We start from the raw sequence: 26042 nt of genomic DNA, 5'->3' as shown, positions 1-26042 counted from the left end.
TTCCTAATGCGATCAGCGGGCGGCGCTAAGCGGCACGACATTGTGCAGCGTGGTGCCGGCGGTCTCGAAGAAGCGACGCACATTGCGCGCCGCCTGGCGGATGCGCTGCTCGTTCTCCACGACCGCGATGCGGACGAAATCATCGCCATGCTCGCCGAAGCCCACGCCCGGAGCCACGGCCACTTCCGCCTTCTCGATCAGAAGCTTGGCGAATTCCACGCTGCCCATGGCGCGGAACGGCTCGGGAATCGGCGCCCAGGCGAACATGGACGCTTCCGGAACGGGAATGGTCCATCCCGCGCGGCCGAAGCTTTCCACCAGCGCATCGCGGCGACGCTTGTAGGTCTCGCGCATCTCCGCGATGCAATCCTGCGGGCCGTTCAACGCGGCGGTGGCCGCCACCTGGATCGGCGTGTAGGCGCCGTAATCGAGATACGATTTCACCCGCGAGAGCGCGGCGATCAGCCGGTCGTTGCCGACCGCGAAACCCATACGCCAGCCGGCCATGGAATAGGTCTTGGACATGGAGGTGAATTCCACCGTCACGTCCATGGCGCCCGGCACCTGCAGCACGGAGGGCGGCGGGGTGTCGCCGTAATAGAGCTCCGCATAGGCCAGGTCCGAGAGGATGATGAGGTCGTTCTTCTTCGCGAAGGCGACCACGTCCTTATAGAAATCCAGGCTGGCGACGGTGGCCGTCGGGTTCGACGGGTAGCAAAGCACCACCGCGATGGGCTTGGGAATGGAATGCTGTACGGCCCGTTCCATGGCATGAAAGAAACCGGCATCCGGCTCCACCGGCACGGAGCGGATCACGCCACCCGCCATCAGGAAGCCGAAGGCGTGGATCGGATAGCTCGGGTTGGGCGTCAGGATGACATCGCCCGGCGCCGTGATGGCCTGCGCCATGTTGGCGAAGCCTTCCTTCGAGCCGAGGGTCGCGACCACCTGCCGGTCCGGATCAAGCTTCACGCCGAACCGGCGAGCATAATAGGCAGCTTGGGCGCGGCGCAGACCGGGAATGCCCTTGGAGGCCGAGTAACGGTCGGTGCGCGGCTTGCCGATGGTTTCCTTCAGCTTCTCGATCACATGGGCCGGCGCATCGAGATCCGGATTGCCCATGCCGAGGTCAACGATATCCGCGCCGTTGTTACGGGCGGCGGCCTTCACACGATTCACCTGCTCGAACACATAAGGCGGCAGCCGGCGAATGCGGTGGAAATCGGTCATCTCAGTCAAGCTCCCAAGCCGCGCGCCCTTCTTCTCCCGGCGCGGCGAACGAGCGTTCTACCACTGTTCGGTGAATGAAAAAGTGCTCATCGAATGCTGCAAGTGCGAGATTTGCATCAAAAGCGCATCTTCCACCGTCCGGGTTGCGATTTGCGTAAGGTCAAGGCCGCCATTCGGGGGGCGCACCTCTCGCACGCAGGCATTGCTTGGGCCCGTAATGGCACAGACGGTCGGGCCGAACAGGCCCACGCACGGCACGTCCAACGCCGCCGTCATATGCAAAATGCCCGAATCGTTCCCGAGCAGCACATTTGCGCTCGCGGCTTGATAGACGGCCTCCTCGAGCGGGGTTGCGGTAAAATCGCGCACTGGGGCCGACGCAGCGATAATGCGCGCCGCCTCCGCCTCCGCCGGTCCGCCGAGCACCCATACGGCAAAGCCGCGCGCCGCGAACGCGGCGGCGATCTCCCCGAAACGCTGCGCCGGCCAGAGCCGCTTCACATTGTATGCCCCCGGGGCCAGGGCCAGCACCGGCCGGCCGTCCGGCACGGCCTGGGCGCTTTTCTGCCACGCATAAAGATCGGTGGGCTGCACCTTGAGCCGTGGCGGGAGAATGGCTTCCATCACCTCCCCGGGCTCGCGCGCCAGGGCGCAGACCTTCTCGGTTTCACCGTGGATCTGCCGCTCGCCCCAGCGGACCTGATTGATGAGCAGCACACGACCCTCACCAAACCATCCGACGCGCTCGGGGATGCCGGCGAGGAAAGGCACGATGGCGGCCTTATAGGTGCGGCTCACCACGTAAACCCGGCGATACCTCTCGCCGCGCAATTGGCGCGCGAGATCCAGCTTCTGCCGCAGGCCGAGGGCGCGATGGGGGGTATTGTCGACCCAGGCCTTGCGCAGCTCCGGCACGAAGCGCACCAGGCGGTCGGTGGGGCTGCGGCAGAGGAAATCGATGGCGACGCCGGGAAACCGGCGGGCCACATGGCGGGCGAGCGCAAAACAGCGCACGTGATCGCCGATGCCGCCGAAACCGGCGATCAGGAATGCCGGGCGATCCTCTTGCCCGGTGCGGGCCTTCTCCAACCCAGGCGCGCCGCCGTTCGTTTCCTCAGCGGGCACCGTGCGCGCGGCAAAGCTCACGGCTGACCCTTCTGTGCGTCCGCGTCAGCCTGCTGGAGCCGGCGCTGGGCATCGTTTGCAGAATTCTCCAGCTCCGACTGAACCTTCGCCAATTCCGCGGGCGACATCGTCGGCGGGCGCGGAGTGGGCGGAACACTGAAGTTGGGGAAATTGCCCGCTTCCACCTTCGGCACGTCGGGGACCTTGGGTTCCAGGAAGGGAATGCTCGATTCGCCCGCGCAGCCCGCAAGCGCAAGCGCCAGGAGCAGGCCGGACACGGCCGCGCAGGCGCGCACGGACAGGAGCCGGCGTGTGCGCATGGCCGAAAATGTCTGGCGCCTCGCGCTATTCATCTTTTCCCCGCATAATCTTCCATGCCGCTCATCCGCCGCAGACGAAGCACCTCGCCCCTCGGCATGCGGCCCGCTAATATGCCCGAAGCAGGAAACGCGAAACAGGCCCCGTCACGATCTCTTAAAAAGATCCGACTCCCGGCGGGGCGCCGCCCAAGGATTGACCATGTCCGCGCCAAAGGACCTCACACCCGCCACGCGCCCCGGCCGGCTCGATATGGACGCCTTCGCCCGCAACCTTGCTCAATTGATCGAGGAAGGCGGCAAAGCGATGGCGGCTTATATCCGCCCCCGCGAGGCCGGCATCAAGAAGGACGATATGGCGGACGACATCGCCGACGCCTTCAAGACGTTTGGCCAAGTCGCGGAATATTGGATGTCGGATCCCCAGCGCACGGCCGAGGCGCAATCCCGCCTCATGACCAATTACATCTCGGTATGGTCCGCGGCGCTGAAGAGAATGTCCGGCGAAGCGGCAGAGACGGTCACCGCGCCGGATCCCAAGGACGGGCGCTTCAAGGATCCGGAGTGGAATTCGAATCCCTTCTTCGACGCGCTGAAGCAGACTTACCTCGTGACCACCCACTGGGCCGATTCCATGGTGAAAGAGGCCGATGGCCTCGACCCCCATGTGAAGCACAAGGCTGAGTTCCTGGTCCGGCAGCTCACCAACGCCATTTCCCCATCCAATTTCATTCTCACCAACCCGGAGCTGCTGCGCGAGACGCTCAACTCCAATGGTGAGAATCTGGTGCGGGGCATGAAGCACTTCACCGAGGACCTGATCGAGGGCAATGGCGACCTGCGCATCCGCCAGACCGACCTCTCCGCCTTCGAAGTCGGCCGCAACCTGGCGACCACACCCGGAAAGGTTGTATTCGAAACCGAGCTGATGCAGCTCATCCAATACGCGCCCACCACGCCGAACGTGAAGAAGCTGCCGGTGCTCCTGGTGCCGCCGTGGATCAACAAATTCTATATTCTCGACCTCAACCCCGAGAAATCCTTCATTAAATGGCTGGTCGACCAGGGCCTGACGGTGTTCGTCATTTCCTGGGTCAATCCCGACGCGCGCCTCGCCGCCAAGGGCTTCGACGATTATATGCGCGAAGGCATCATGGCCGCGCTCGATGCCATCGAGAAGGCCACCGGCGAGCATGAGGTCCACACCATGGGCTATTGCGTCGGTGGTACGCTGCTGGCCGTGACGCTGGCTTATATGGCCGCCGCCGGCGACACCCGCATCCCGAGCGCCACCTTCCTCACGACCCAGATCGACTTCACCCACGCGGGCGATCTGAAGGTGTTCGTGGACGAGGAGCAACTCGCGGTCATCGAACGCAAGATGCAGGAGACCGGCTATCTGGAAGGCCGCAAGATGGCCTCCGCCTTCAACATGCTGCGTTCCAACGATTTGATCTGGCCCTACGTGGTGAACAATTACATGAAGGGCCAGCAGCCCTTCCCGTTCGACCTGCTTTATTGGAACGCCGATTCCACCCGCATGCCGGCGGCGAACCATTCCTATTACCTGCGCAATTGCTACCTGGAAAACAACATCGCCAAGGGCCTCGCGCGGATCGCCGGCGTGCCGATCGACATGCATAAGGTGAACATCCCGGTTTATGCCCTTGCCACCCGCGAGGATCATATCGCCCCGCCCAAATCGGCCTTCATCGGCGCCGGCCTGCTGAGCGGCCCGGTGCGTTTCGTGCTGGCGGGGTCCGGGCATATCGCCGGCGTCGTGAATCCCCCCGCCAAGGTGAAGTACCAGCATTGGACCGGCGGTTCGGTGGGCGGGGCCTATGAGGATTGGCTCGGGGCTGCGCAGGAACATCCCGGCTCCTGGTGGCCGGACTGGATGCAGTGGTTTACCGCCATGCATGCGGACGAGGTTCCGGCCCGCGAACCCGGCGGCGGCGTTCTACAACCTATTGAAGACGCCCCCGGCCGCTACGTGCGCGCACGCTCCTAAGATCCTTATCAAAATCCAGCTTAACCGACGCTACGTAACCCCGGCGCGGCGACGGCAGGGTACACGCGCCACAACCAATTAGGTTGTGTATATTATTTATTGCACGTTTTTGGTGTATCCAGCATAGTCCTGCCACGGACGTCGCTCGCCCGGACCACATCAGCATGCGGCCGCCTTCTTTGGGCGGGCGCCCCCTTGCCGCACACCCCGGAGACGGGTGTGGCCAGGCCATGTCACTTGCTGCCTGGTCGCCGGTCGATGCTCCGATATCTGAGGAGGGATCTATGGCTAACGGCGATATGGAGCCCATCGGGGCTGAGAAAAGTGAAAAGAAGACCAAATCCAAAAGCGGAAGTTCTGGCGGATCCGGCGGCGGGAACCGGCTCTCGCAGATCGCCAATAAGAAGAACGATGCAGGTGTCGGACACGGCTATGACGTGAGCCGCGGCCTCAACCTCCAGCAGGCGCTGCGCAGCCAGCTGTTCGATCTGCAGGTGGAATCGACCGGCGACGACGATTTCGAGTTTGTCATCGTCAAGCGCAACGCCGACGGCACGGTTTCCGCCCGCGCCCAATTGGAGTGGACGGTTCTGCCCACCCAGGGCTTCAACCGCATTTTCGGCTCGACCGCCGACCAATACACCTCGGAAGTATCGGAAAAGCTCGGCCTCGATGCTTCTTATGGCGGCTTCTCCGGGGCTATATCCAATGCCGTCACCGATACGCGCACGCTGAAGACCACCAGCAGCCTGCTGACCTTGCGCTACGTGCGCACCATCGCGCGCGTCGAACTGCCGGCCAATTTCAAGAGCTTCGTGCGGCCCGAGGTGGCAGCGATCCTGAACGGCAAGGAAGAGGCGCTCACCGAATTCTTCGATCAATACGGCACGCACTTCGTCCGCCAGAGCCTCTACGGCGGCTATTGCGAATGCACCACGGTGCTCAAATCCGCCGAGAGTTCGCGCGTGGAGAAAGTGGAATCCTCCATCAAGGCCTCGTTCGACAGCACGGCGGGCCTTGCTGACGCGGCAGAGGGCACTCCCAAAGTGAAGGCCGGCTCGGTCACCGCCCGCGCGGAACGCAACAAGGAGACCAGCGAGACCTTCAAGAAGGAGACGGAATCCGTCGCCTGGCTCTCGGTGGGGGGCAAGAGCGCAGTGCTAAATCAGGACCATATTCCCGACTGGGCGGCCAGCATCGACGAGGCGCCGACCCTTTGCGGGTTCGAGACGCGAAACGCTTTGGTCCCCATCTGGACCCTGTGCACTTCGCCCGACCGCGCCCGCAAGGTGGAAGCGCACGCCCGGCAATTTCTGAAGCAACGCAATGCCGGCATCATCTATGCGACCGAGAGCCGGTTGAAACTTTCGAAGTGCGATACCTTCACGACGCTGCTGACCGACAAGGGCATGGGCACGGCAAACGACATGTCGGTCTTTGTCCCGGTCCGCAGCGCGCATCAGAAGGACTTCTTCCTGCTTGGCCACATGGTGGAAAGCCATTACGGCCAGGCGCGCGGCACCACCTATCTGGTGAAGGACCCGAGCCCCAATCAGACCCTGCTCAAGCCGCCGGTCAGCTGCATCCAGATCTGGTCTTCGGTGGGCAGCGGATTTCGCGAGTTCAGCATCTGGAGAATGGTGGCGCCCGACGGCTATGTCGCCCTCGGTCACATCATCTCGCCCACCTGGAAGGCGCCTCCGCTGGAGGATTTCCGTTGCGTCCGCGAGGTCGATACCGAGGCCGCGCGCTATAGCGGCTCGGTCTGGTCCAACACCATCGGCAAGGTGAATTTCCTCGCCACAGGCACCAATCTGTGGGGCTCCGGGTGGCGCATGTTCAGCGCCGGGGACGTCGGCGGGGCGGTTCGCGTCGGCGACCGGGAAGCCGAGATCTACCGTATCGAGCCCAAGACCGCGCTCAGCGGCATTCCGCTGAACCTGTTCCACGGCTTCGATTATTGGAACAACCCCTCGGGCACACCGGTCACGCTCAAAGCCAGCCTGCTCGAGGGCTGAGACCTCCCGTCTTTTCAACCGCAATGCTGGAGACCAACCATGATCCCTGTTTCGATGGGCGCGCACCGGCGTGTGATGTCCGGTGTGGGCGCTGCGCTTGCCGTCGCCCTGTTGTTCGCTTCGTCCGGCGTCGCCGAAGCCGGCACATGGCGCATTGGAGAGCGGCTGAATTATTTCTGCCGCAACGGAGAGAAATCCCGTGACAGCGTTCAGTATTGTCACAACTGCAACAACGTTTTCGGCCCGGGAAGCTATGTGACCTGGACTTTCCCGGTGACCTGCGATGGCCGGCGAACCAGTTTTCAGGTGCGGGGCGAGCTGAAATGCAACGGCTGGCCGTCAGAACCCGAGCAACGGCGCCGCATCACAGACAACGCGGTTTCCAAACTGCCGACGAGTTCCCGCGCCTGCCCGCGCTAGTTCGCTCGGCAATCGGCGGCGATGATCTGCGCGGAAACAAGTCCGTGCCGGTGCCGCCCTCGTCTTTCACTCATGATGGTCGGGCTTGTCCCGGCCATCCGCTCCGCACAGCCCATCCGCCCCTGAAAGCAGGCGCCGATGGGGTCGGGCGGGCCCGTCAATCCGCCCCGGATGTCCGTAAAGTCACCCCATCGTCACGCTTCCCTTACGCGAACCAGGACGGCACCAATGGCCTTGCCGCACATCCCACTACCGGGCTTGCGCATATGTCGCACGGCGGTCAGGTTAGCCCGCTAGTGATCGGTGTGCAGGTGCGAACATTCGCCCCGCACACCATCGACGGCACGCCAGGGGGCTGGCGGCCGACATTGTCCTCAGGGCTTAAGGGATAGACGATGAGTTTCCTCATCTGCCTGGGCGCGCTCGCGTTTTTGATGTTCGTCGCGTATCGCGGCTTTAGCGTGATCCTGTTCGCACCCGTCGCCGCGCTCGGCGCGGTCCTGCTCACCGATCCGGCGGCCGTGCCCGTCATCTATTCCGGCCTGTTCATGGACAAGATGGTGGGCTTCATAAAGCTCTACTTTCCCTTGTTCCTGCTCGGCGCCGTGTTCGGCAAGGTGATCGAGCTTTCCGGCTTCTCCCGCGCCATCGTCTCCGCCATCATCGGCATCCTCGGCGCCGGCCAGGCCATGCTGGCCATCGTGCTGGTGGGCGCGGTGCTCACCTATGGCGGCGTTTCGCTGTTCGTGGTGGTGTTCGCGGTCTATCCCTTCGGCGCGGAGCTGTTCCGGCAGGTGGGAATCCCGAAGCGGCTCCTGCCCGCTGCCATCGCGCTCGGCGCCTTCGGCTTCACCATGGACACCCTGCCGGGCACGCCGCAAATCCAGAACATCATCCCCACCACCTTCTTCCACACGACGGCCTATGCGGCGCCGATCCTGGGCCTGGTGGGCGCGGTCTTCATGCTGGCGCTTGGCCTTGCCTATCTCGACTTCCGCCGGCGGCAGGCGGCGAAGGCGGGCGAGACCTATGGCGAAAACCATTCCAACGAGCCCACCCTGCGCGCCGACGAGCCGCTGGTGAACCCTTTCATCGCCATCTCCCCGCTGGTGGTGGTGGGCGTCTCCAACCTGCTGATCGGCTGGGCGATTCCGCACGCCTATGGCGACACGGCCCGCGCGGCGCTCACGCCGGGCACCCCGGAAATCAGCCTTGCGGTGAATTCGGTGGTGGCGATCTGGTCGGTCGCCGGCGCGCTGCTGCTGGGCATTCTCACGGTTTTCGTCTTCTCCTTCCGCCGGGTGGCCGCGCAGTTCGCGGACGGTTCGAAGGCTGCGGTCGCGGGGGCGTTGCTCGCCGGTCTCAATACGGCGTCGGAATACGGCTTCGGCGCGGTGATCGCCGCCCTGCCCGGCTTCCTCGTCATCAAGAGCGCGCTCACCGCGATCCCAAACCCGCTGATCAACGAGGCGATCTCGATCACGGCGCTGGCCGGCATCACCGGCTCCGCATCCGGCGGCCTCTCGATCGCGCTCGCGGCCATGTCGGAGCAGTTCATCGCCGCCGCCAATGCGGCCGGCATTCCCATGGAAGTGATGCACCGCGTCGCCGCCATGGCGTCTGGCGGCATGGACACCCTGCCCCACAACGGCGCTGTGATCACCCTGCTCGCCGTGTGCGGCCTCACCCATCGCCAATCCTATGGCGACATCTTCGCCATTACGCTGGTGAAGACGTTGGCGGTGTTCTTCGTGATCGGCTTCTACTACCTGACCGGCCTGTATTGAGGCCCGGTCATGCCGGGTCGGATGCGATCCGGCTCGGCAGCAGGTCGCCGCTCTGTTCCAGCACGGGATAGGCGGCGGCCGCCACGATGTGGCTGTTGATCTGCTTCATGTCGCTGAGCAGGTCGAGATGCAGCGAGGAGGTCTCGATCGAATCTGTCTGGCCGCCGCGCATGCGCTCCAGATGGGATTTCGTGCCCTCGGCCTCCGCATTGCGGAACACGGATTTTTCCTCGGCCAGCATCCGCGCGGCGCGCGGATCCTCTGTCATGAACAAGGACGAGGCGAGGCGCAGATTTGTGCTCAGCCGTTCCATGAGCGCGCGTACCTCCGCCTCGCTCTGCGGCGAAAAGGCGAGGCCGCGCTTCACCCGCTTGTCGGCGTGGATCAGCAGATTGCTCTCCACCATATCGCCGGCCTGCTCCATCTGGGTGGAGAAGGTGAGCACCCGCTGGAGCCGGGCCTGATCGGCCTCGGACAAATCGTGCGGATCGAGCCCCATGAGATAGCTGCGGATCGCCGAATTGAGGCTGTCGATGATGTCCTCGTTGCGCTTTATCTGCGCCACATGGCTGAGATCGCCGCCGACGACCGCCGCCTGGGCGTCCTTCAACATGGTGTCCAGCAAATCGGCGAGACGCATCGCCTCACGCGCAGCCGCACCGAGCGCGACCACCGGCACCTCGCGCGCAGCCGGATCGAGATAGAGCGGGCGAGCGGGATCGGCGAGGTCCACATGTGCCGGCATCAGCTTTTCCAAAAGCTTCGCGAACGGCCCCAGGATGGGAAAGAACAGTAGCGCCAGCGCCAGGTTGAACAAGGTGTGGAAATCGGCCACGGCGCGGCCGTTGTCCGGCTGGAGCACCACCATCAGTTCGCCGATCGGGCCGAGAAGGGCCAGGGCGATGACCGTGCCGAAGATGCGGTTCAGCAAATTTCCCACCGGCAGACGGCGCGCCGCCGCCCCACCTCCGGACGCGCCTTCCAGCACCGGATTGATGGCCGATCCGATATTCGCGCCCAGTACCAGGGCGAACGCCGCGTCCGGCGGAACCACGCCTTTGCTCGCAAAGGACATGATGAGCAGGACCACGGCGACGCTGGAATGCGCCGCCCAGGTCACCACCGCGGCCAGCAGCACGTCGATCAGCGGCATGGTGGCCACCGCGCCGAGGAACATGCGCAGGCTCGGCGCGTCCTCGTACGGCGTCATCAGTTCCAGCAATTGATGCAGCGCCAGGAGCATCAGCCCCAGGCCGATGAACACACGCCCGATGTCCCGCGTACGCTCGACGCTGCCGCGCCGGAACATCATCACGCCCACCAGAATCAGCGCCGGGGAAAAAGCGGCGCCGTCGAAAGACAGCACCTGCACGATGAGCGTCGTGCCCACGTTCGCGCCCAGCATCACGGCAAGCGCTGGCACGAGGTCCACGAGGCCTGCGGCGGCGAATCCCGAGACCATCAGTCCGGTCGCCGTGCTGGACTGGAGGATCGCAGTGACGCCGAGTCCGGCGAGAAAGGCGCGCGGCTGGCTCTTGAGGGCATTGCCGAGCACGCTGCGCAGCTTCGGCCCGAACGTGCGCTGGATGCCGGACTGCACCATGTGCGTGCCCCACAGCAGCAGGGCGATGGCACCGGCGAGGTTCAGAAGGGTGAGCGAGATGTTCATCCTGAAGGGTCGCCTTGTTCGGTTCACAGGCACACGCGCGGGCCCGGCGCCGGCGCGTGTCCACGACCTGCCGCTCGCATGCGAGCGTTTCACCCTCAGCCGCCGCGATCAAGCGGCGACCGATGCGTTTTGCTCAAACCCGCTCAGGCCGACGCGCCCGCTTCCCCTTCGGGCTCCACATAGCGTGGGAAAATGCCGACAGGCGGGGGAATGACGACGCCGCCAGCCAGGCGGTGCCCGCCGCCGAGGCGGGAGAAATCCCGTTCGTCCGCAGGCAGCAGCAGCAGATCCAGCATTCGGCTGGCGCTGCCCGGCATCACCGGCTGCGCGAGAATCGCCACCTGCCGGATTACTTCGGCGGTGGTCCACAGCACCGTCTTCATGCGCTCAGGATCGGTCTTGCGCAGCGCCCAGGGGGCAGCGGCGGCGAAATAGCGATTGGCGTCCGCCACCACCGCCCACACCGCCGCGAGATATTGGTGGATCGCCTGGATGTCCATCGCCTCGCGAGCCCTGGCGAGCATGTCGTCGGCTGCCGCGAGAATGGCTTCGTCCTCTGCCGAGAGCGGGCCGGGCGCAGGGATAATTCCATCCAGATTCTTGGAAATCATGGACAGCGAGCGCTGCGCGAGATTGCCGAGGTCGTTCGCCAGATCCGCATTCATGCGCGTGACGATGGACTCATGGCTGTAGGAGCCGTCCTGGCCGAACGAAACCTCGCGCAGGAAGAAATAGCGCACCGCGTCCACGCCATAGGCTTTCACGAGGTCGAACGGATCGACCACATTGCCCACCGACTTGGACATCTTCTCCCCGCGGTTGAACAGGAAACCGTGGCCGAACACGCGTTTGGGCGCGGCAAGCCCCGCCGACCACAGGAAGGCCGGCCAATAGACCGCGTGGAAACGCGTGATGTCCTTGCCGATGACATGCACATCCGCCGGCCAGTATTTGGCGAACAACTCGCCCTGCGTATCGGGATAGCCGAGCGCGGTGATGTAGTTCGTCAGCGCATCCACCCACACATACATGATGTGCTTGGGATCACCCGGAACGGGAATGCCCCAGTCGAACGTGGTGCGCGAGATGGAAAGATCCTGAAGACCGCCGGAAACGAAGCTCACCACCTCGTTGCGGCGCGCGTCCGGGGCGATGAAATCGGGATTTGCGGCGTAATGGTCCAGCAATTTTTCCTGATAGGCCGAGAGGCGGAAGAAATAGCTCTCCTCCTCCACCCATTCCACCGGCGTGCCCTGGGGACCAAGGCGCACGCCGTCAGCGTTCAGCTGGGTTTCGTCCTCGGCGTAATAGGCCTCGTCGCGCACCGAATACCAGCCGGCATAGGTGGACTTATAGATGTCCCCGTTCGCGGCCATCTTTTCCCAGATCGCCTGGCAGGACTTCTTGTGGCGCTCTTCCGTGGTGCGGATGAAATCGTCGATGGAGAGGCCGAACGCCTCCACCATGGCCTCGAAGCGCGGCACATTGCGTTCCAGCAGCTGGCGCGGCGTCAAGCCCGCCTTCTGCGCGGTCTGGAGCATCTTGATGCCGTGCTCGTCCGTACCTGTCAGGAAGCGCACGTCATAGCCGTCGAGCCGCTTGAAGCGAGCGATGCAATCGGTGGCGATCGCCTCATAGGCATGGCCCATGTGGGGCACGCCATTGGGATAGGCGATGGCGGTGGTGATGTAGAACGTCGGCTTCAAAGACATGGCGGCCCGCTTGAATGCGCGAGGAGGCTCGCCTCGGTTCGCGCTCAGGCGCGCGCGGCCTCGGCCAGCTCGGTGAAAATGCGAAAGACCAACGCCTTGCGGTCGAGATTGAACGTATCCGCCTCGCCCGCCGCGCGCCGAACCTTCTCCCACACCTCACCCAAGCGGACAAGGCGCCCGCGCTCCCATTGCCCTCCGGTGGCGGTCTGCGCGATCCAGTCGCTCACCGCCTCGACGAACAGGTCGAAGCCGTCGCCCCGGTCTCCCTGCAGCCGGGCGCCGAGCGCGTGCATCTCTTCCGGCCGCGCCTGAGGCAGTTGATCCAGCAGCCGCAGGGTTGCGGCACGCACCTCCATACCCTCGCCGCGTGCAAGGATCAGCGCTCGCCGCACGCTGCCGCCGCTCGCCTCCGCCGCCTGTGGCAGGCGCGCGGGATCGAGATCCGGGATTTCATCCTTCAGATGGTCCAGGGCAGAAAGCACATCGCCCGGCCCAAGCTCCCGCAGGCGCACAAGACGCGTGCGTGACCGGATCGTGGGCAGTACCCGCCCGGGAGCATGGGTGACAAGAAGGAACAAGGAGCGCGGCGGCGGCTCCTCCAGCGTCTTCAGCAAGGCATTTGCGCCAGCCGCGTTGAGGTCGTCCACGGCGTCCACGATGCACACCCGCCAACCGCCGGACGACGCCGTGGCGCCGAAGAACATGCGCACGCGCCGCACCATCTCCGCCGGGATCATGGTGGGGATCTTGTCTTCGCCCGCTTCCGGCACGCGGCGGATGGCGAGCAAATCTGGATGCGTGAGAGCCGCCACCTGCCGGGCGACGGGATGGTGCGCATCTACGGCGAAGTTGTGCCGATCCGGCCCCGCCTGCGCGCCCGAGAGCACGAAGCGAGCGATGCGGTAGGCGAGCGTTGCCTTGCCGATACCCTCGGCGCCGCCGATGAGCAGTGCATGTGGGAACCGGCCCGAGCGCCAATCGCCGAGGAGGTCCGCCTCCACCGCCTCATGCCCGAAAAGAAGCGTCTGCTCGCGCGGGTGCAGTGCCCCCGCGAGGCGGTCACCTTCCACCGCCGCGCTCATGCGGGCGCATCCGCGACGGCTGGCAGCGGGAGGCGGGAGGTTACAGCCGATAGGATCCGCGCGGCGACGCTGTCCACGTCGCCCCCGGCGTCGATCACCATGCAACGCTCCGGCTCGGCTTCCGCCAGCGACAGGAAGGCGGTGCGGATGGCTGCATGATAGTCCGCACCCTCACGCTCGAAACGATCGGCCGCTGCCCCCTTCCCCCGTGCGGCGGCGCGCGCGAGGCCGATTTCCGGCGGCACGTCGAGCACGAGCGTCAGGTCCGGGACGGTATCACCGACGCTGACCCGATCGAGCGCGCGCAGCAGGCGCGGATCCGCCTTGCCGACGGCGCCCTGATAGACGCGGGTGGAATCTGTGAAACGGTCGCAGATCACCCAGGTGCCAGCAGCAAGTGCCGGCGCGATGGTCTCGCGCACGTGGTCGGCGCGTGCAGCGGCAAACAGGGCCGCCTCGCCTTGCGGGCCGAGGGGTTGGGCAAGGCCGGAGAGCAGAACCTCACGGACCTTCTCCGCGAACGGCGAGCCGCCGGGCTCGCGGGTGACGCGCACTTTGACGCCCCGCGTCTCGAGTGCCGCGGCGAGAATGCGGGCCTGCGTGGATTTTCCCGTGCCCTCGCCGCCTTCCAGGGTGATGAAACGGCCGCGCGCGGCGGTCATTTCTGGATCTTGGCCATCAGCTTGGTGCCGAGGTCGCGGGCCGTGTCGCCGACCAGGACACCGGCGCCGTCCATGGCGCGCTGCCACATCGTGCCGACCGGCACGTCGGCCGTCGTGACCAGAGGTACATCCAGCACCTTGAGCTGTCCGCGCGTGATTTCCAGCTGCGCCACCTCCGCCCCCTTGGCAATCGGCGCTCGCAGGGGACCACGATACGTGATGCGCGCCACCAGCTTGTCCTGGCTGTTGCGCGGCATCAGGAGAGAAATAGGCTCACGTGCGGCAAGCCCGACCGACCCCGTCTCGCCGCCGAAGACAGCAGCGCGAGCGAGTTCCGCATCGGCCGCAAACAGGGCGCGATGTTCGAAGGAATGGAAGCCCCAGTCCAGCAGGCGGCGCATCTCTTCCAGCCGCACCTTTTCCGAGGATGCGCCCATCACCACGGCGATCAGCCGCTGGTTGTTCTGCACCGCTGAGCCGACGAGATGATAGCCGACGTCCTTGACCCAGGACGCATGCAGGCCATCGGCGCCAACCCCGGCGTCCAGCAAGGGGTTGCGATTGCGCTGCTTGATCTTGCTCCACTCGATGCCCGGCACCGCGAAAATGGGATAGAGGTTCGGGAAGGTCCGGATGATGTAGCGCGAGAGCTGCGCCATATCACGCGCGGTGGTGAGTTGCCCGGGATCGGCGAAGCCCGTGGAATTGCGGAAGGAGGAACCCGTAAGGCCTAACTCCTCGGCCTTGGCGTTCATCTTCACCGTGAATTCGCCCTCGGTGCCCGCTACTCCTTCTGCCAGCGCGATGGCCGCATCATTACCCGAGATGGCGAGCGCCCCGATCAGCAGATCGCCGACGCGCACGTTGCTCTTGACCGCCGCGAACATGGCCGCGCCGCCGGAGGGGCCGCCGCCGCGCCGCCAGGCATTCTCGCTCACCGTGAAGAGCGTGTCCTGGGTAATACGGCCGGCCCGGATCTCGTCGAATACGATGGCGCCCGTCATGATCTTCACGATGCCGCCGGGCGCGAGGCGCTTTTCTGAATCCTTGTCGAACAGAATGGCCCCGGTGGAGAAGTCCACCAGAATCGCGCTCGGCACCACGGTTTGGAACGTGGATTGCGCGTGGGCCGGAAGCCCCATGGTCGCCGTACCCAGAATCGCAAAACCTGCCGCCAGGGCGACAGGCTTGGTAGCAGCGGATTTCAGAAAACGGCTCAGACGAGCGAGGGTACCGATTGCGCGTTTGGAAATGCGACGGTCGCGCCCGCCGGAATTAACGCCCAGAGCCATCGGTTGCCACACCTGCGTAGCTGAGGCCGCTCACGGGCGCAGGGCCCACGCTCCAGCCGGAAGAAGGAGCTGTACTGCGTGCCACAGGCTGGGCCTGGAAGGCAACACGCTGCTGAGCAGCGACGGGCACGGGCGCAGGAGCGACAGCAGCCGTGCGGACCGGCGCGGGGGTCGCCACGGCGGCGGTGCGGACCTGAACAGGGGCCGGGGCTGCTTCGGCTTCGGCCTGGCGGACCGGCGCCGCGGCCTCTTCGCCGTCCTCATGCCCGAGATCGAACGGGCGCTGCAGCGGCTCCGGCACGGAACCGGCGTTGGACGTTTCCGGCATGGCGCGCGGCAGCGCGGGCACGAACGGAGTGGCCGAAGCCACCATGACGGCCGAGCCGCTCGGCACTTGGGCCGGCTCGTTGATGCTCAGCGAGGCCGAGAGCTTGCGATCGTCCGATCCATCGAGCGGCGCGCGGGCGACATACTCCACCCGCACCTTCGCGACACCCTTGCCCGAGAAGCCGAGCAAGTCGGCGGTGCGATGGGACACGTCGATCACCCGGTTCTGGTGATAGGGCCCGCGATCATTCACACGCACGATAATGGAATGGTTGTTGTTCAGATTGGTGACGCGCACATAGCACGGCATGGGCAGGGTGGGATGGGCAGCGGAGATTGAGCCGCGATCGAAGACTTCGCCGTTCGCCGTCAGGCGCCCGTGGAAATCATCGCCATACCAGGATGCGATGCCCTCGGCCTTATAATTGGGATTTTCCGCCGGCACATAGGTGCGCCCGGCGATCACATAGGGTTTGCCGATACGATAGGCGCCACCGCCCTTGGGCACGGGCTGGCCATCCGCCACCACGCGCGGGCTGGCCGAAACGCCGTATTTCGGATCAATGGTGGAGCCGAGCTTGTTTGCGCTGCTGCAGCCGGCGAGAAGAAGGCAGATCGCGCCGAGGCTCAAAGTGCCGCGCCAGATGCGGAGCCGCGATGCGATCGTCTGCTCTGTCGTCATGTGCGCCCTGTCTCACCGACGTGCCGAAAGTCCGACTCGCCGTCCGCCCCATGGATAGCCGTCACTATGTCACGGCAGGCTTCGATATGACAGAATTGGACTGGAGAACACGGCGAAAATGCGGCGCAGCTGCGGCCATGGTTAATGTTCTGTAATGAAACGTTAGCTGCCAAGGGTTTGAAAGCACTGACTTCCTTAGCGGCATATGGCGAAGGCATCGCCATTTTCTGGCCTTGACAAGCGGCCGGCGACGAAATCTCGGTGTGAGGGAGGCGGCCTCCCTGGCCGCCCCTGGTCCCGCCTCCTGCGGTTCGGATGAGATACCTCACGCGGCCGCGCGAATGGTGCCGAGAAAACGTTGCATCTCCCCTTCCAGGCGCGCGGCCTGATCCGTGAGTGCAGCGGACGCATTGAGCACAAGCACTGCCGCAGAGCCCGTCTCGTCGGCGGTTTTGGCGACATCGGAAATATGGGAGGTGACCGAATTGGTGCCGGTCGCGGCCTGGTCCACGTTGCGGACGATCTCCTTCGTGGCCATGCCCTGTTCCTCCACTGCGGCGGAAATTTCGTTCGCGACGTCGCTCATTTTGCGAATTTGAGCGCCGACGCCTTCGATCACCTTCACCGCCTGCTGGGTGCTTTCCTGAATGGCGGTGATCTGGGTTTCGATCTCCTCGGTCGCTTTCGCAGTCTGGGTCGCGAGGGCTTTCACCTCCGAAGCCACAACCGCGAACCCCTTGCCCGCATCGCCGGCGCGAGCCGCTTCGATCGTTGCGTTAAGGGCCAGCAGATTGGTCTGGGAGGCGATGTTCGAGATCAGCACGATGAAATCGCCGATGCGGGATGCCGCCTGAGACAGTTCACGAATGACGTCTCCCGTCTTGACCGCTTCGTCGACGGCGGAGGCCGACATTCGCGCGGAATACTCCACCCGCCGGGCAATCTCATCCACGGACGAACCAAGTTCCTCAGCGGAAGAGGCGACCATGACAACATTGGTCGACGCCTCTTCTGCCGCTGCCGCCACGGCCGTGGAGCGTGAGGATGTTTTGTCCGCGGCCACCGTCATGTTTTGCGCCGTTTGATGCAGTTCGGCGGATGCCGACGACACGCTGCCGATGATGCCACCGACCGCATTCTCGAACCGGGTGGCGAGGTCGTTCATCGCCCGGCGCCGCTCGTCTTCGGCCGCCTGCCGATTTTTCTCGGCGGATTCCTCGATCGCCCGAGTCCGGGTGAGGCTTTCCTTGAAGACCATCAAGGCCTTTGCAATCGCGCCGACCTCGTCGGTCCGGGCGACATACGGAACACTGACCGTAAGATCGCCATCGGAAACCCGCGTCATCACGCTGGTGAGCAGGCCGAGAGGACCCGTGACGCGGCGGATCACAACCACAAGCCCGACCACGGCCAACGCAACCGCCACAATCAGGACCAGGCCGTAGATCACCAGCTTGCGCCCGGCCTCGGCTTCCGCAGCCGCAGCTCTGGCAGCGATCGCGTCCACGGCAACGGCCGCGACGTTGGCGATGGCCGTCTGCCCCGGCTCGGAGCGATCACGCCACTCCTGGAGCGCAATGCCCGCCGGCTTGCCGTTGCTCACATTGGCGATGACGCCGTCGCGCAGTGTCTTATAGGGACCCGAGAAAAATGCATTTTGCGCGGTGTCGATAGCGGCCTTCAGGTCAGCCGGGGCATTCGTCGCAAGTCCGATCTCACGCACGGTCGCCCAGGAGAAGGTGAAGCGGCCATTGTTGATGAGAAGGGTCTTCCATTCCTGCTCGTTCAGGGCGCGACCCTCACCGACGACCTCGTTCAACATGAGATTGCCGGAGCCGATCTCGGCACGCGTGGCCCAGGCCATCGAGCGGGCGAGAATGAGCTGCGACAGAGCCGGATCGATGCTGCGGATCTGCGCTTCCACGGCGGTGGACGTGTCTTCGAGGGTCGTGAGCAAGGCAGCCCCGTCCGCGAGCATGCGTTGCGCGACGCTCGCATCACGCTGTTCGCGCGGGCGGGTGAGCTGTACATCGATCTGCTGGCGAAGGATCTTGAGCTGGTCGTACTCGCGTTTCAGCTGGTCGAGCAACGGCTTCAGCGCGGGGTCGATGTCGGAAGCCGCCGCCAGAGTGGCATTCAATGCCGCAGTGACCCGCTCGCGACGCTCCGCGAGCTGCTTCAGACCGGTGGGATTGTCGCCGTTGGGCAGCGACAGCACGCTGACGCTTCCGCCGCGTTCGTAGCGAAACACGGACAGCGCCTGAAACAGGCTTCGCTCAATAGTCGCATATCGCGAAACCTCCTGCGCCGCCGTGAAGCTGCGGTATGCGCTGAGCAGGGACATGCTGCACAACATCGCGAGCATGAGGCTCATCAGGCAGAAGAGGGAGACCAGGGTTGTCTTGATGGAGATGCGCATGGTTCCGCCCGGGTAAGAATTCAGACGGCAAACTGCAGGCGCGAGCTTGCGCGGACCTTGATTTCTCCGGGGCTGAACCAGCGCTGTCTCCCCTGCCCGCGCGTGGCGCGATTTCTGCAAAGGAGGCTAAGCCCGGCGATCCGGGCATGCGGCTAACCTACGGGCTCCTGCGGAAATAGAGGCGGGGCCTGTCCGCGAAAACAAACATCGGTGGGTCCACCTCGCCGAACCGACATGCAAAGGCGCCGACATGCCGCTTTACAGCTTCCATTGTGCGCAATGCGACAAGGATGTCGAATTGCTGATCGGCTTCTCGGAAAAGCCGACCTGCCCATTATGCGGAGGAGCAGACATGCAGAGGCTGATGTCGCGCGTGGCGCCGGAGGGCAAGAGCGCCGGCATCGCCAAATCGGCGCGGGCACAAGCGGCGCGCGAGGGGCATTTGAGCAACTTCAGCCGCTCGGAACGGCGCTGACTTTCAATCGCCCTTCCCGGCTTGATCCGGCATCGTCTGCCGTTCAGTCGGCCGGCGTCGCCTCTGGCATGGCCGCGCCCGCCGCAGCGTTGGGATCGCCGGGCGCGGTTTCCCAGGCGAGGCCCGGAATCGCCACGATGCGGCGGCCGCGACTGTCGGCACGGCACACGATCACCCGCTGCTCCTCCATATAAGCCAGAAGGCGCCGCGCGCGGCCGGGCGAACGGCTGCCATAGGCGTGGGCTACATCCGCATCTGAAGGGCACGGACGGCGATCGAACGCGGCGCGCGCCAGCAGGAGGAACACCCCCTGCATGTCCTCGGGCAGAGCGCCGGCCATGGTAAGGACTTCCGCCCAGGGTGACTCTGCAGCTTCGGCTTCGGCGATGTCGATGCCGGCATGGGCGATGGCAAGCCGGCGGCGAAAAGCCGAGAGGCTGAGGGGCTCGCCGCCCACCCGACGGATCCGGCAGCGCACGAGAAAATCCTGATACAACACCGCCATCGTGCGGAATCCCGCGTCGCTTTCGCTGAGAATTTCACGCAGCGCGAGGTCGATCGCCGCCTGCCGCTGTTCCGGCGAGATACCTGGTACCGGCTCCGGAGCGGGCGGCGCGGATGCGGGCACGCTGCGGGAGAGCTGGGCCAGCACATCGGCGGTCGGCGCCACCGCCGGTGTCCGGCGCGGTATCAGCGCGCGCGTCTCCTCTGCGCCTGGCGTGAAGATCAGGTCGTGGGCGTCCTCGGCGGCTGCGGGCTCCGGTAGCGGCATCAGCTTGGGACTGGTGGTATGCGCCGCCGTCTCCACCGGGCCGATCCGCACCGGCAGGGGCCGGCGCGCCAATGCGGGACCCAGGGCGACGAAATTGCCGCTTTCCAAATCCCGGAACGTCTCTGCCTGCCGCCGCTCCATGCCCAGGAGATCGGCGGCACGGGCCATGTCGATGTCCAGGAAGGTCCGGCCCATGAGAAAATTGGACGCTTCGGCGGCGACGTTCTTCGCAAGCTTCGCAAGGCGCTGGGTGGCGATAACCCCGGCAAGGCCGCGCTTGCGGCCGCGGCACATGAGATTGGTCATGGCGCCGAGCGACACCCGGCGCGCATCGTCGGAAACCTCGCCGGCGGCGGCAGGCGCAAACAATTGCGCCTCGTCCACGACGACCAGAAGGGGGTACCACATATCCCGGTCGGCATCGAACAGGCCGCCGAGGAATGCGGCGGCGGCGCGCATCTGCTGCTCGCTATCCAGCCCCTCCAGATTCAGCACCACCGACACACGATGCTGGCGCACCCGGGCAGCGATGCGCTGGAGATCGGCTTCACCACGCTGGGCATCCACCACCACATGACCGAACCGATCAGCAAGAGCGGTGAACTCCCCCTCCGGATCGATGACCGCCTGCTGCACCCAGGGCGCGCTCTGCTCGAGGAGGCGGCGCAGGAGATGCGATTTTCCCGAGCCCGAATTCCCCTGCACCAGAAGCCGCGTGGCCAGCAATTCCTCGAGGTCCAGCACGGCCGTGGCTCCGCCTGCGCGAGTCCCGAGATCGATGGACACCTTGGCGGGAACCGTCATTGCAACGAGCGCCCTGCGGAGAACGGGGAAAGATTCATGACGCCACTCCTATCGATTCCCGCGCTGGATTCAACCGCAGCGCAGGCTCGGACTGGCGAGGTCCACCGGGTAACAAGCCGCCGGCGCCCATGGCGGCCGCAGCGCTAGCTGCCCCCATCCTCCCCCGACGGACGGGTCATGCGACGATATTCGCGTGGGCTCAAATCGGTGGCCTTGCGGAAGGAGCGGGAAATATGCGCCGGCGCGCGGAGCGCATCCTCAAAAGGGTCTTCTTTAGTTCGGCAGCGGCGGCAATCTCGGCATCGGCCTCTTCGCCGTCATATTGTTCGTGTCGTTGTTGCCCTTCTTCGCTTTCAAGAACGTGACCCGGATCATCGGTTGGCCAAGAATGCGTCATATCCTGTTTGGGCGTCCGGAGAGGATGCTGTGAGCCTCTTGCCGGCCCTCTGCGGCCGGCTACCGATCGTGACGTTGCGGGATGCAGCGACATTACGAACGGCTTGGTCCGGATCGCGACTGCCGCCGCATCGGCGGTGCCCGGCGGTGGTGCCGGGTGGTGCTTTCGGATCGCGCTAGATGTGGGACCGGCATCCGATCCGCTTGGCGCTGGTTCATATGCTGCCGCAGGTTGCCGGTGCGCATGGCATCGCGCTGGCGCCGCTCTTGGCAAGAGCCGGTATAGACGGCCGCCTGGAAGAAGACGGCGTGGTCGCACGAGCGCAGATATCGACCCTGCTGCAGGAAACCGCGCGTCGGACGGGAGAGCCGACCATCGGGCTTGATCTGGCCGCCTGCGCCGATCCGGTGCGGCTCGGCCTTTCCGGGCGTGCGCTATTTTCAGGCCGGACGCTGCGCGAGTGTCTCGCAGCCCACGCGCGGCATATGCCGACGCTGCAGGGCGGCGTGCGTCTCCAGATTGACGAGCGCGGCGGCCGTGTCTCGTGGCGCCACAGTTTCGATGATAGCGACCCGACCCATGGCGGCGTGCTTACTGAGGGCGTGGCAGGCTTCATGGTCGGTGCCTTGCGCGCGATCATGGGGACGAGCGAGAGCGCGATGCATGTCAGCCTGCCGCATCAGGCCCGCGCGCCGCTGCGCGCCTATGAGGACAAGCTGGCGGTGGATGTCTCCTTCGGCCATCGTCATGGGCTCGTGATCAGCTTCGACGCCCACTGGCTGGATCGACCCAACCCGCTGTTCGGCACCGAATGGGCGCGGGTGGACGGGACGCCCGTTCCGATCATTCAGTGGGATGGGCGTAATGATGCAGCATTGATGCTGGCGCTCGAGCGCCTGATATCCGTGGCCGCGCTTGCCGGTACGCTCTCGCTCGTCGATGCCGCGCGCAGCCTCGGGCGCTCGCCGCGCACGCTGCAACGCCGCTTGGCTCTCCTGGGCACCACGTTCGAGGTGCTGGTGGATCAGTGGCGGCGCGCGCAAGCCCGGCAGCAACTCACGGAGAGCTCACTCCCCGTAGCCGTCATCGCACGCCGGCTGGGTTATCAGGATCCCGCCCATTTCGTTCGCGCTTTCCGTCGGTGGGAAGGGCATCCGCCGCTTGCCTGGCGCCGTGCCGCTTGGCGCGAAATGGCAATTGAGCCGCGCGAAGGCGCCTTGTTATTGTAAATTTGGCGCGTCACCGGAATCGTGACACCTCGGAGGCTGGCTTCCCGAGGCGTGGCGTGTCGGAGTGGCAACGGAGCGGCGATGCAGGTGACAGCTACGGCCCGGAGCGGCCCCGCTCCGGAGGCTCCGGCAATGCCCGACATGGTGTGGATCCCCGCCGGTTCCTTCACCATGGGCTCGGATCGCCATTATCCCGAGGAGGCCCCTGCTCATCGCGTCGAGGTCGACGGCTTCTTCATGGACCGCATGCCCGTCACCAACCGCGCATTCGCCGAATTCGTCGCGGCGACCGGCCATTCGACGCTCGCTGAGCAGGCTCCGCGCGCGCAGGACTATCCCGGCGCCGATCCCAGCCTTCTGGTGCCCGGTTCCCTTGTCTTCACGGTGCCCGAGGCGCCCGTGGAAGAAGAGGATTGGATGGGCTGGTGGCGCTTCATGCCCGGTGCGGACTGGTGCCATCCCCAAGGGCCCGGCAGCGACCTTTTCGGTCGGGAGGATCATCCTGTCGTGCATGTCTGCCACAGCGACGCACTGGCCTTTGCACGCTGGTGCGGCAAGGACCTGCCGAGCGAAGCGGAATGGGAGTTCGCCGCGCGCGGCGGGCTCGATGGTGCCGATTTCGCCTGGGGCGACGTATTGGCACCCGGCGGCGTGCATCGCGCCAACACCTGGCAGGGCGTATTCCCCTACGAAAACCTGGCGGAGGACGGCTATACCGGCACCTCCCCGGTCTCCGCTTTCCCGCCGAACGGCTACGGCCTTCTCGACATGATCGGGAATGTCTGGGAATGGACCGATGATTGGTACGCGCCTCATCCGCACGCCACCGCGAAGGCCTGCTGCCTGCCGCGCAACCCGCGCGGCGGCCGGCGGGAGGATAGTCCCGATCCGGCGAATCCCTCGGCGCCGCGCAAAGTGCTGAAGGGCGGCTCTCATCTGTGCGCGCCCAACTATTGCCGGCGCTACCGTCCCGCTGCCCGCCAGCCGCAAACCCTCGACACGGCCTCGGTGCACATCGGGTTCAGATGCGTCCGTCGTGTCGCAGCATCATGACTTCCAACCCTTTGGACCACCCGATTCAAGGACCCTCCGTGACCAATCGTGATTCCTCTTCCGTGCCGGGGCGGATGCATGGCCCCAGCCGCCGCGAGGTTCTGGCCGGCAGCGCCGGCTTCCTCGCCGCCGTTTCCGGCCTGGCGCTCCTCGCCCCCGGTGCGCGCGCCGAAAACGCGCCACGCCCGCATATTCTCTACATCGTGGCCGACGATCTCGGCTTCGCCGATGTGGGATTCCGAGGTTCAGATATTCGCACCCCGAATATCGACGCTCTCGCGGCCGGCGGCGCGAAGCTCGACCGCTTCTATACCCAGCCCTTCTGTACCCCGACCCGTGCGGCGCTGCTCACGGGCCGGTACCCGATGCGCTACGGGCTTCAGGTTGGCGCGATCCCCTCGGGCGCCGGCTATGGCCTTGCCACCGACGAACTCCTGCTACCGCAGGTGCTCAAGGAGGTCGGCTATCGCACGGCTCTTGTAGGCAAATGGCATCTCGGCCACGCCGATCAGAAATACTGGCCGCGGCAGCGTGGCTTCGACTATTTCTATGGCCCGCTGGTCGGGGAAATCGACCATTTCAAGCATGAGGCGCATGGCGTTACCGATTGGTATCGCGGCAACGCGCTCCTAAAGGAAGATGGCTACGATACCGAGCTGTTCGGTGCCGATGCGATCCGCCTGATCGGCGGGCACGACCCGAAAACGCCGCTCTTTCTCTATCTCGCCTTCACGGCGCCCCACACGCCCTACCAAGCCCCACAACGCTACCTCGACCAATATTCGGGCATCGCCGATCCTGAACGCCGGGCCTATGCGGCGATGATTACCGCAATGGACGAGCAGATCGGCAAGGTGGTCGCAGCCCTCGAGGCGCGCGGCATGCGGGATAACACGTTGATCGTGTTCCACAGCGACAATGGCGGCACACGCAACAAGATGTTCGCCGGCGAGGGCGCGGTGGCCGGCGACCTGCCACCCAGCAACGCGCCGCTACGCGAGGGCAAGGGCTCTCTCTATGAGGGCGGCACGCGCGTCGTGGCGTTCGCCAACTGGCCGGGTCGCGTCGCGACAGGCACGGCGGAGGGCGTGATGCATGTGGTCGACATGCTGCCGACCCTGGCAAAGCTTGCGGGAGGATCGCTTGGCAGCAGCAAGCCGCTCGACGGCACGGATGTCTGGCCGGCGCTCGCGGCGGGCCAGGCCGGCCGCGGCGAGGTGCTCTACAACGTCGACCCGACGCAGGGCGCCGTGCGCGAGGGGAATTGGAAACTCGTCTGGCACGTGGCGCTTCCACCCAAGGTGGAGCTGTTCGATCTCGCCAACGACCCGTCCGAGCGGACGGACCTCTCGGCCGCCCATCCCGACAAGGTCGCGCACTTGCAGCAGCGTGTGGTGGATTTCGCCCTGACTATGGCGCCGCCACTCTTCTATACGGCCGCGCTCAAGGCTACGCTTTCCGCGCCCTTGGCGACCCCCGGCGAGGCGCTCTACGAGATGGGTCTGGAGAACGATTGATGCGCGAGCCCCGCTTCCGGCACCTTGGCCTGTTTTGCGCGGCTCAGGCGCTTAGCGCCGCGATCTTGCTCGCGCTACCCTGGGGCGCGCCGGCGCATGCGGCCGATCTGGCGGCCGCCCCGCCGCCGGCGCCGGCGCCGGTGGTCGTCGCGGTACCGACCGCCGACACGCCGGTATTCTATGGCACGCTTTATCTCTGGGCGAGTTCTCTCAGCGGCAGGACCTCCACTCTGCCAAATCTGCCGCCCGCAGACATCGACCTAAGCTTCAAGGACCTGTTGAAGAATCTCAACGGCGCCGTCATGGCCGCCGGCGAAATGCGCGTTGGACGCTGGGGCTTCCTCACGGATGTGATGTTCACGCAGGTCACGCCGACCGGCACGCTCCCTGGCCCCTTGCGGTCCGACATCGCGCTGCGCGCCCGCAGCCTCACCCTGTCGGCCGATGTGCTCTATCGGCTCTACGAATCCACGACGCTGAATGTCGATGCCGGCGCGGGCCTGCGCTATTGGCATCTCGGCAACAAGCTCAGCATAGACCCGGCCTTCCTGCCGGCCTCGTTTAGCTTCACTCAATCGGAGGATTGGGCCGACCCGGTCATCGCTGGCCGCATTCAGGCCCAGCTCGGCGGGCCCTGGAGCATGACTCTGGTCGGCGACATTGGCGGCTTTGGTGTTGGCTCTAATTCAACCTGGCAAGCGATCGGCACGCTCAACTACCAGTGGAACGATAAGCTCGCGCTGCGCGCCGGCTACCGCGCGCTCTCGGTGGACTATGAGAATGGCAGCTTTCTCTATGACGTGCTGATGCAGGGTCCTATCGTGGGCGCGACCTACCGCTTCTAGCGTGCACGCCCATCCCCCGAGGTGGCGCGGCGCGTGTCGCGTACCCAGTTGGGCGTGAATGGCGGAAGGGGTGGGATTCGAACCCACGGTGGGCTTGCACCCACGGCGGTTTTCAAGACCGCTGCCTTAAACCACTCGGCCACCCTTCCCGCCGCGCCATTTCAGGCGGAGCCTTCGCCTCATACCTCAAGGCAGTT

Annotated in this window: 20 protein-coding genes and 1 tRNA gene; 9 read left to right on the top strand and 12 right to left on the bottom strand. The window is 65.2% G+C overall.

The window, feature by feature from the left end; genetic code table 11:
• Nucleotides 1-12 precede the first annotated feature (12 nt).
• From V5F68_RS09395 to V5F68_RS09385, 3 genes are read right to left on the bottom strand one after another with little or no spacing between them, the layout of a single operon-like run.
• The gene (locus tag V5F68_RS09395) at nucleotides 13-1230 is read right to left on the bottom strand and encodes an LL-diaminopimelate aminotransferase (protein ID WP_348848051.1); all 1218 of its coding nucleotides are present in this window, start codon (nucleotides 1228-1230) and stop codon (nucleotides 13-15) included.
• Nucleotides 1231-1287: 57 nt separating this feature from the next.
• Nucleotides 1288-2376, bottom strand: coding sequence for a lipopolysaccharide heptosyltransferase II (gene waaF, locus V5F68_RS09390; RefSeq protein WP_394012298.1), 1089 nt, complete (start codon nucleotides 2374-2376; stop codon nucleotides 1288-1290).
• Complete coding sequence (locus V5F68_RS09385) at nucleotides 2373-2675, bottom strand: hypothetical protein (RefSeq protein ID WP_394012297.1); 303 nt, start codon at nucleotides 2673-2675, stop codon at nucleotides 2373-2375. Before V5F68_RS09385 ends, waaF begins: the two co-directional genes overlap by 4 nt.
• Nucleotides 2676-2874: 199 nt before the next feature.
• Between V5F68_RS09385 and phaC the strand changes: the two genes are divergently transcribed.
• The 4 genes from phaC to V5F68_RS09365 all read left to right on the top strand — a co-directional run bounded on the left by phaC (nucleotide 2875) and on the right by V5F68_RS09365 (nucleotide 8908).
• A complete protein-coding gene (phaC, locus tag V5F68_RS09380) occupies nucleotides 2875-4683 on the top strand; it encodes a class I poly(R)-hydroxyalkanoic acid synthase (protein WP_394012296.1) in 1809 nt (602 codons plus the stop codon).
• 284 nt (nucleotides 4684-4967) lie between these two features.
• Nucleotides 4968-6701 carry a Vps62-related protein gene (locus tag V5F68_RS09375; protein ID WP_394012295.1) on the top strand — a complete coding sequence of 578 codons (1734 nt, stop codon included), beginning with the start codon at nucleotides 4968-4970 and terminating at the stop codon, nucleotides 6699-6701.
• A gap of 39 nt (nucleotides 6702-6740) precedes the next feature.
• Nucleotides 6741-7121: a type 2 periplasmic-binding domain-containing protein gene (locus V5F68_RS09370; protein WP_394012294.1), complete on the top strand. Its 381-nt coding sequence runs from the start codon at nucleotides 6741-6743 to the stop codon at nucleotides 7119-7121.
• Nucleotides 7122-7516: 395 nt separating this feature from the next.
• A complete protein-coding gene (locus V5F68_RS09365) occupies nucleotides 7517-8908 on the top strand; it encodes a GntP family permease (protein ID WP_394012293.1) in 1392 nt (463 codons plus the stop codon).
• Between the two features lie 7 nt (nucleotides 8909-8915).
• Here V5F68_RS09365 and V5F68_RS09360 read toward each other — a convergent pair whose 3' ends face one another.
• The 7 genes from V5F68_RS09360 to V5F68_RS09330 all read right to left on the bottom strand — a co-directional run bounded on the left by V5F68_RS09360 (nucleotide 8916) and on the right by V5F68_RS09330 (nucleotide 18753).
• Complete coding sequence (locus V5F68_RS09360; RefSeq protein ID WP_394012292.1) at nucleotides 8916-10577, bottom strand: Na/Pi cotransporter family protein; 1662 nt, start codon at nucleotides 10575-10577, stop codon at nucleotides 8916-8918.
• 143 nt (nucleotides 10578-10720) lie between these two features.
• Nucleotides 10721-12289 (bottom strand): methionine--tRNA ligase, encoded by a 1569-nt coding sequence (metG, locus tag V5F68_RS09355; RefSeq protein WP_394012291.1) that lies wholly within the window; start codon nucleotides 12287-12289, stop codon nucleotides 10721-10723.
• Between the two features lie 44 nt (nucleotides 12290-12333).
• Nucleotides 12334-13371, bottom strand: coding sequence for a DNA polymerase III subunit delta' (locus V5F68_RS09350; RefSeq protein WP_394012290.1), 1038 nt, complete (start codon nucleotides 13369-13371; stop codon nucleotides 12334-12336).
• Nucleotides 13368-14033 (bottom strand): dTMP kinase, encoded by a 666-nt coding sequence (gene tmk, locus V5F68_RS09345; RefSeq protein WP_394012289.1) that lies wholly within the window; start codon nucleotides 14031-14033, stop codon nucleotides 13368-13370. The genes V5F68_RS09350 and tmk overlap by 4 nt, the downstream gene beginning before the upstream one ends.
• Entirely contained in the window at nucleotides 14030-15175 is a 1146-nt protein-coding gene (locus tag V5F68_RS09340) for a D-alanyl-D-alanine carboxypeptidase family protein (protein WP_394012288.1), read from the bottom strand. Before V5F68_RS09340 ends, tmk begins: the two co-directional genes overlap by 4 nt.
• A 133-nt stretch (nucleotides 15176-15308) precedes the next feature.
• Complete coding sequence (locus V5F68_RS09335; protein ID WP_394012287.1) at nucleotides 15309-16334, bottom strand: septal ring lytic transglycosylase RlpA family protein; 1026 nt, start codon at nucleotides 16332-16334, stop codon at nucleotides 15309-15311.
• Between the two features lie 325 nt (nucleotides 16335-16659).
• Nucleotides 16660-18753 (bottom strand): methyl-accepting chemotaxis protein, encoded by a 2094-nt coding sequence (locus V5F68_RS09330; RefSeq protein WP_394012286.1) that lies wholly within the window; start codon nucleotides 18751-18753, stop codon nucleotides 16660-16662.
• A gap of 250 nt (nucleotides 18754-19003) precedes the next feature.
• On the opposite strand from V5F68_RS09330, the gene V5F68_RS09325 reads away from it, so the two are divergent.
• The gene (locus V5F68_RS09325; RefSeq protein ID WP_394012285.1) at nucleotides 19004-19228 is read left to right on the top strand and encodes an FmdB family zinc ribbon protein; all 225 of its coding nucleotides are present in this window, start codon (nucleotides 19004-19006) and stop codon (nucleotides 19226-19228) included.
• Nucleotides 19229-19271: 43 nt separating this feature from the next.
• Here the strand turns inward: V5F68_RS09325 and V5F68_RS09320 are convergent, their stop codons facing one another.
• Nucleotides 19272-20804: a helicase HerA domain-containing protein gene (locus V5F68_RS09320; protein WP_394012284.1), complete on the bottom strand. Its 1533-nt coding sequence runs from the start codon at nucleotides 20802-20804 to the stop codon at nucleotides 19272-19274.
• A gap of 576 nt (nucleotides 20805-21380) precedes the next feature.
• Here V5F68_RS09320 and V5F68_RS09315 point away from each other — a divergent pair.
• The 4 genes from V5F68_RS09315 (at nucleotide 21381) to V5F68_RS09300 (ending at nucleotide 25845) form a co-directional block, all read left to right on the top strand.
• Complete coding sequence (locus tag V5F68_RS09315) at nucleotides 21381-22430, top strand: helix-turn-helix domain-containing protein (RefSeq protein WP_394012283.1); 1050 nt, start codon at nucleotides 21381-21383, stop codon at nucleotides 22428-22430.
• Nucleotides 22431-22571: 141 nt separating this feature from the next.
• The gene (locus V5F68_RS09310) at nucleotides 22572-23483 is read left to right on the top strand and encodes a formylglycine-generating enzyme family protein (RefSeq protein WP_394012601.1); all 912 of its coding nucleotides are present in this window, start codon (nucleotides 22572-22574) and stop codon (nucleotides 23481-23483) included.
• A 38-nt stretch (nucleotides 23484-23521) separates the two neighbouring features.
• Nucleotides 23522-25000: an arylsulfatase B gene (locus tag V5F68_RS09305; protein WP_394012282.1), complete on the top strand. Its 1479-nt coding sequence runs from the start codon at nucleotides 23522-23524 to the stop codon at nucleotides 24998-25000.
• Nucleotides 25000-25845: a porin family protein gene (locus V5F68_RS09300; RefSeq protein WP_394012281.1), complete on the top strand. Its 846-nt coding sequence runs from the start codon at nucleotides 25000-25002 to the stop codon at nucleotides 25843-25845. The genes V5F68_RS09305 and V5F68_RS09300 overlap by 1 nt, the downstream gene beginning before the upstream one ends.
• A gap of 59 nt (nucleotides 25846-25904) precedes the next feature.
• Here V5F68_RS09300 and V5F68_RS09295 read toward each other — a convergent pair.
• Nucleotides 25905-25994: transfer RNA gene (locus V5F68_RS09295), tRNA-Ser, on the bottom strand.
• Nucleotides 25995-26042: the final 48 nt, after the last annotated feature.

Source organism: Roseixanthobacter pseudopolyaromaticivorans, from assembly GCF_043195145.2.
Taxonomy (GTDB): domain Bacteria; phylum Pseudomonadota; class Alphaproteobacteria; order Rhizobiales; family Xanthobacteraceae; genus NCEH01.
Note: the sequence above shows the minus strand (reverse complement) of the source record. Positions and strands in the feature narration are given on the sequence as shown.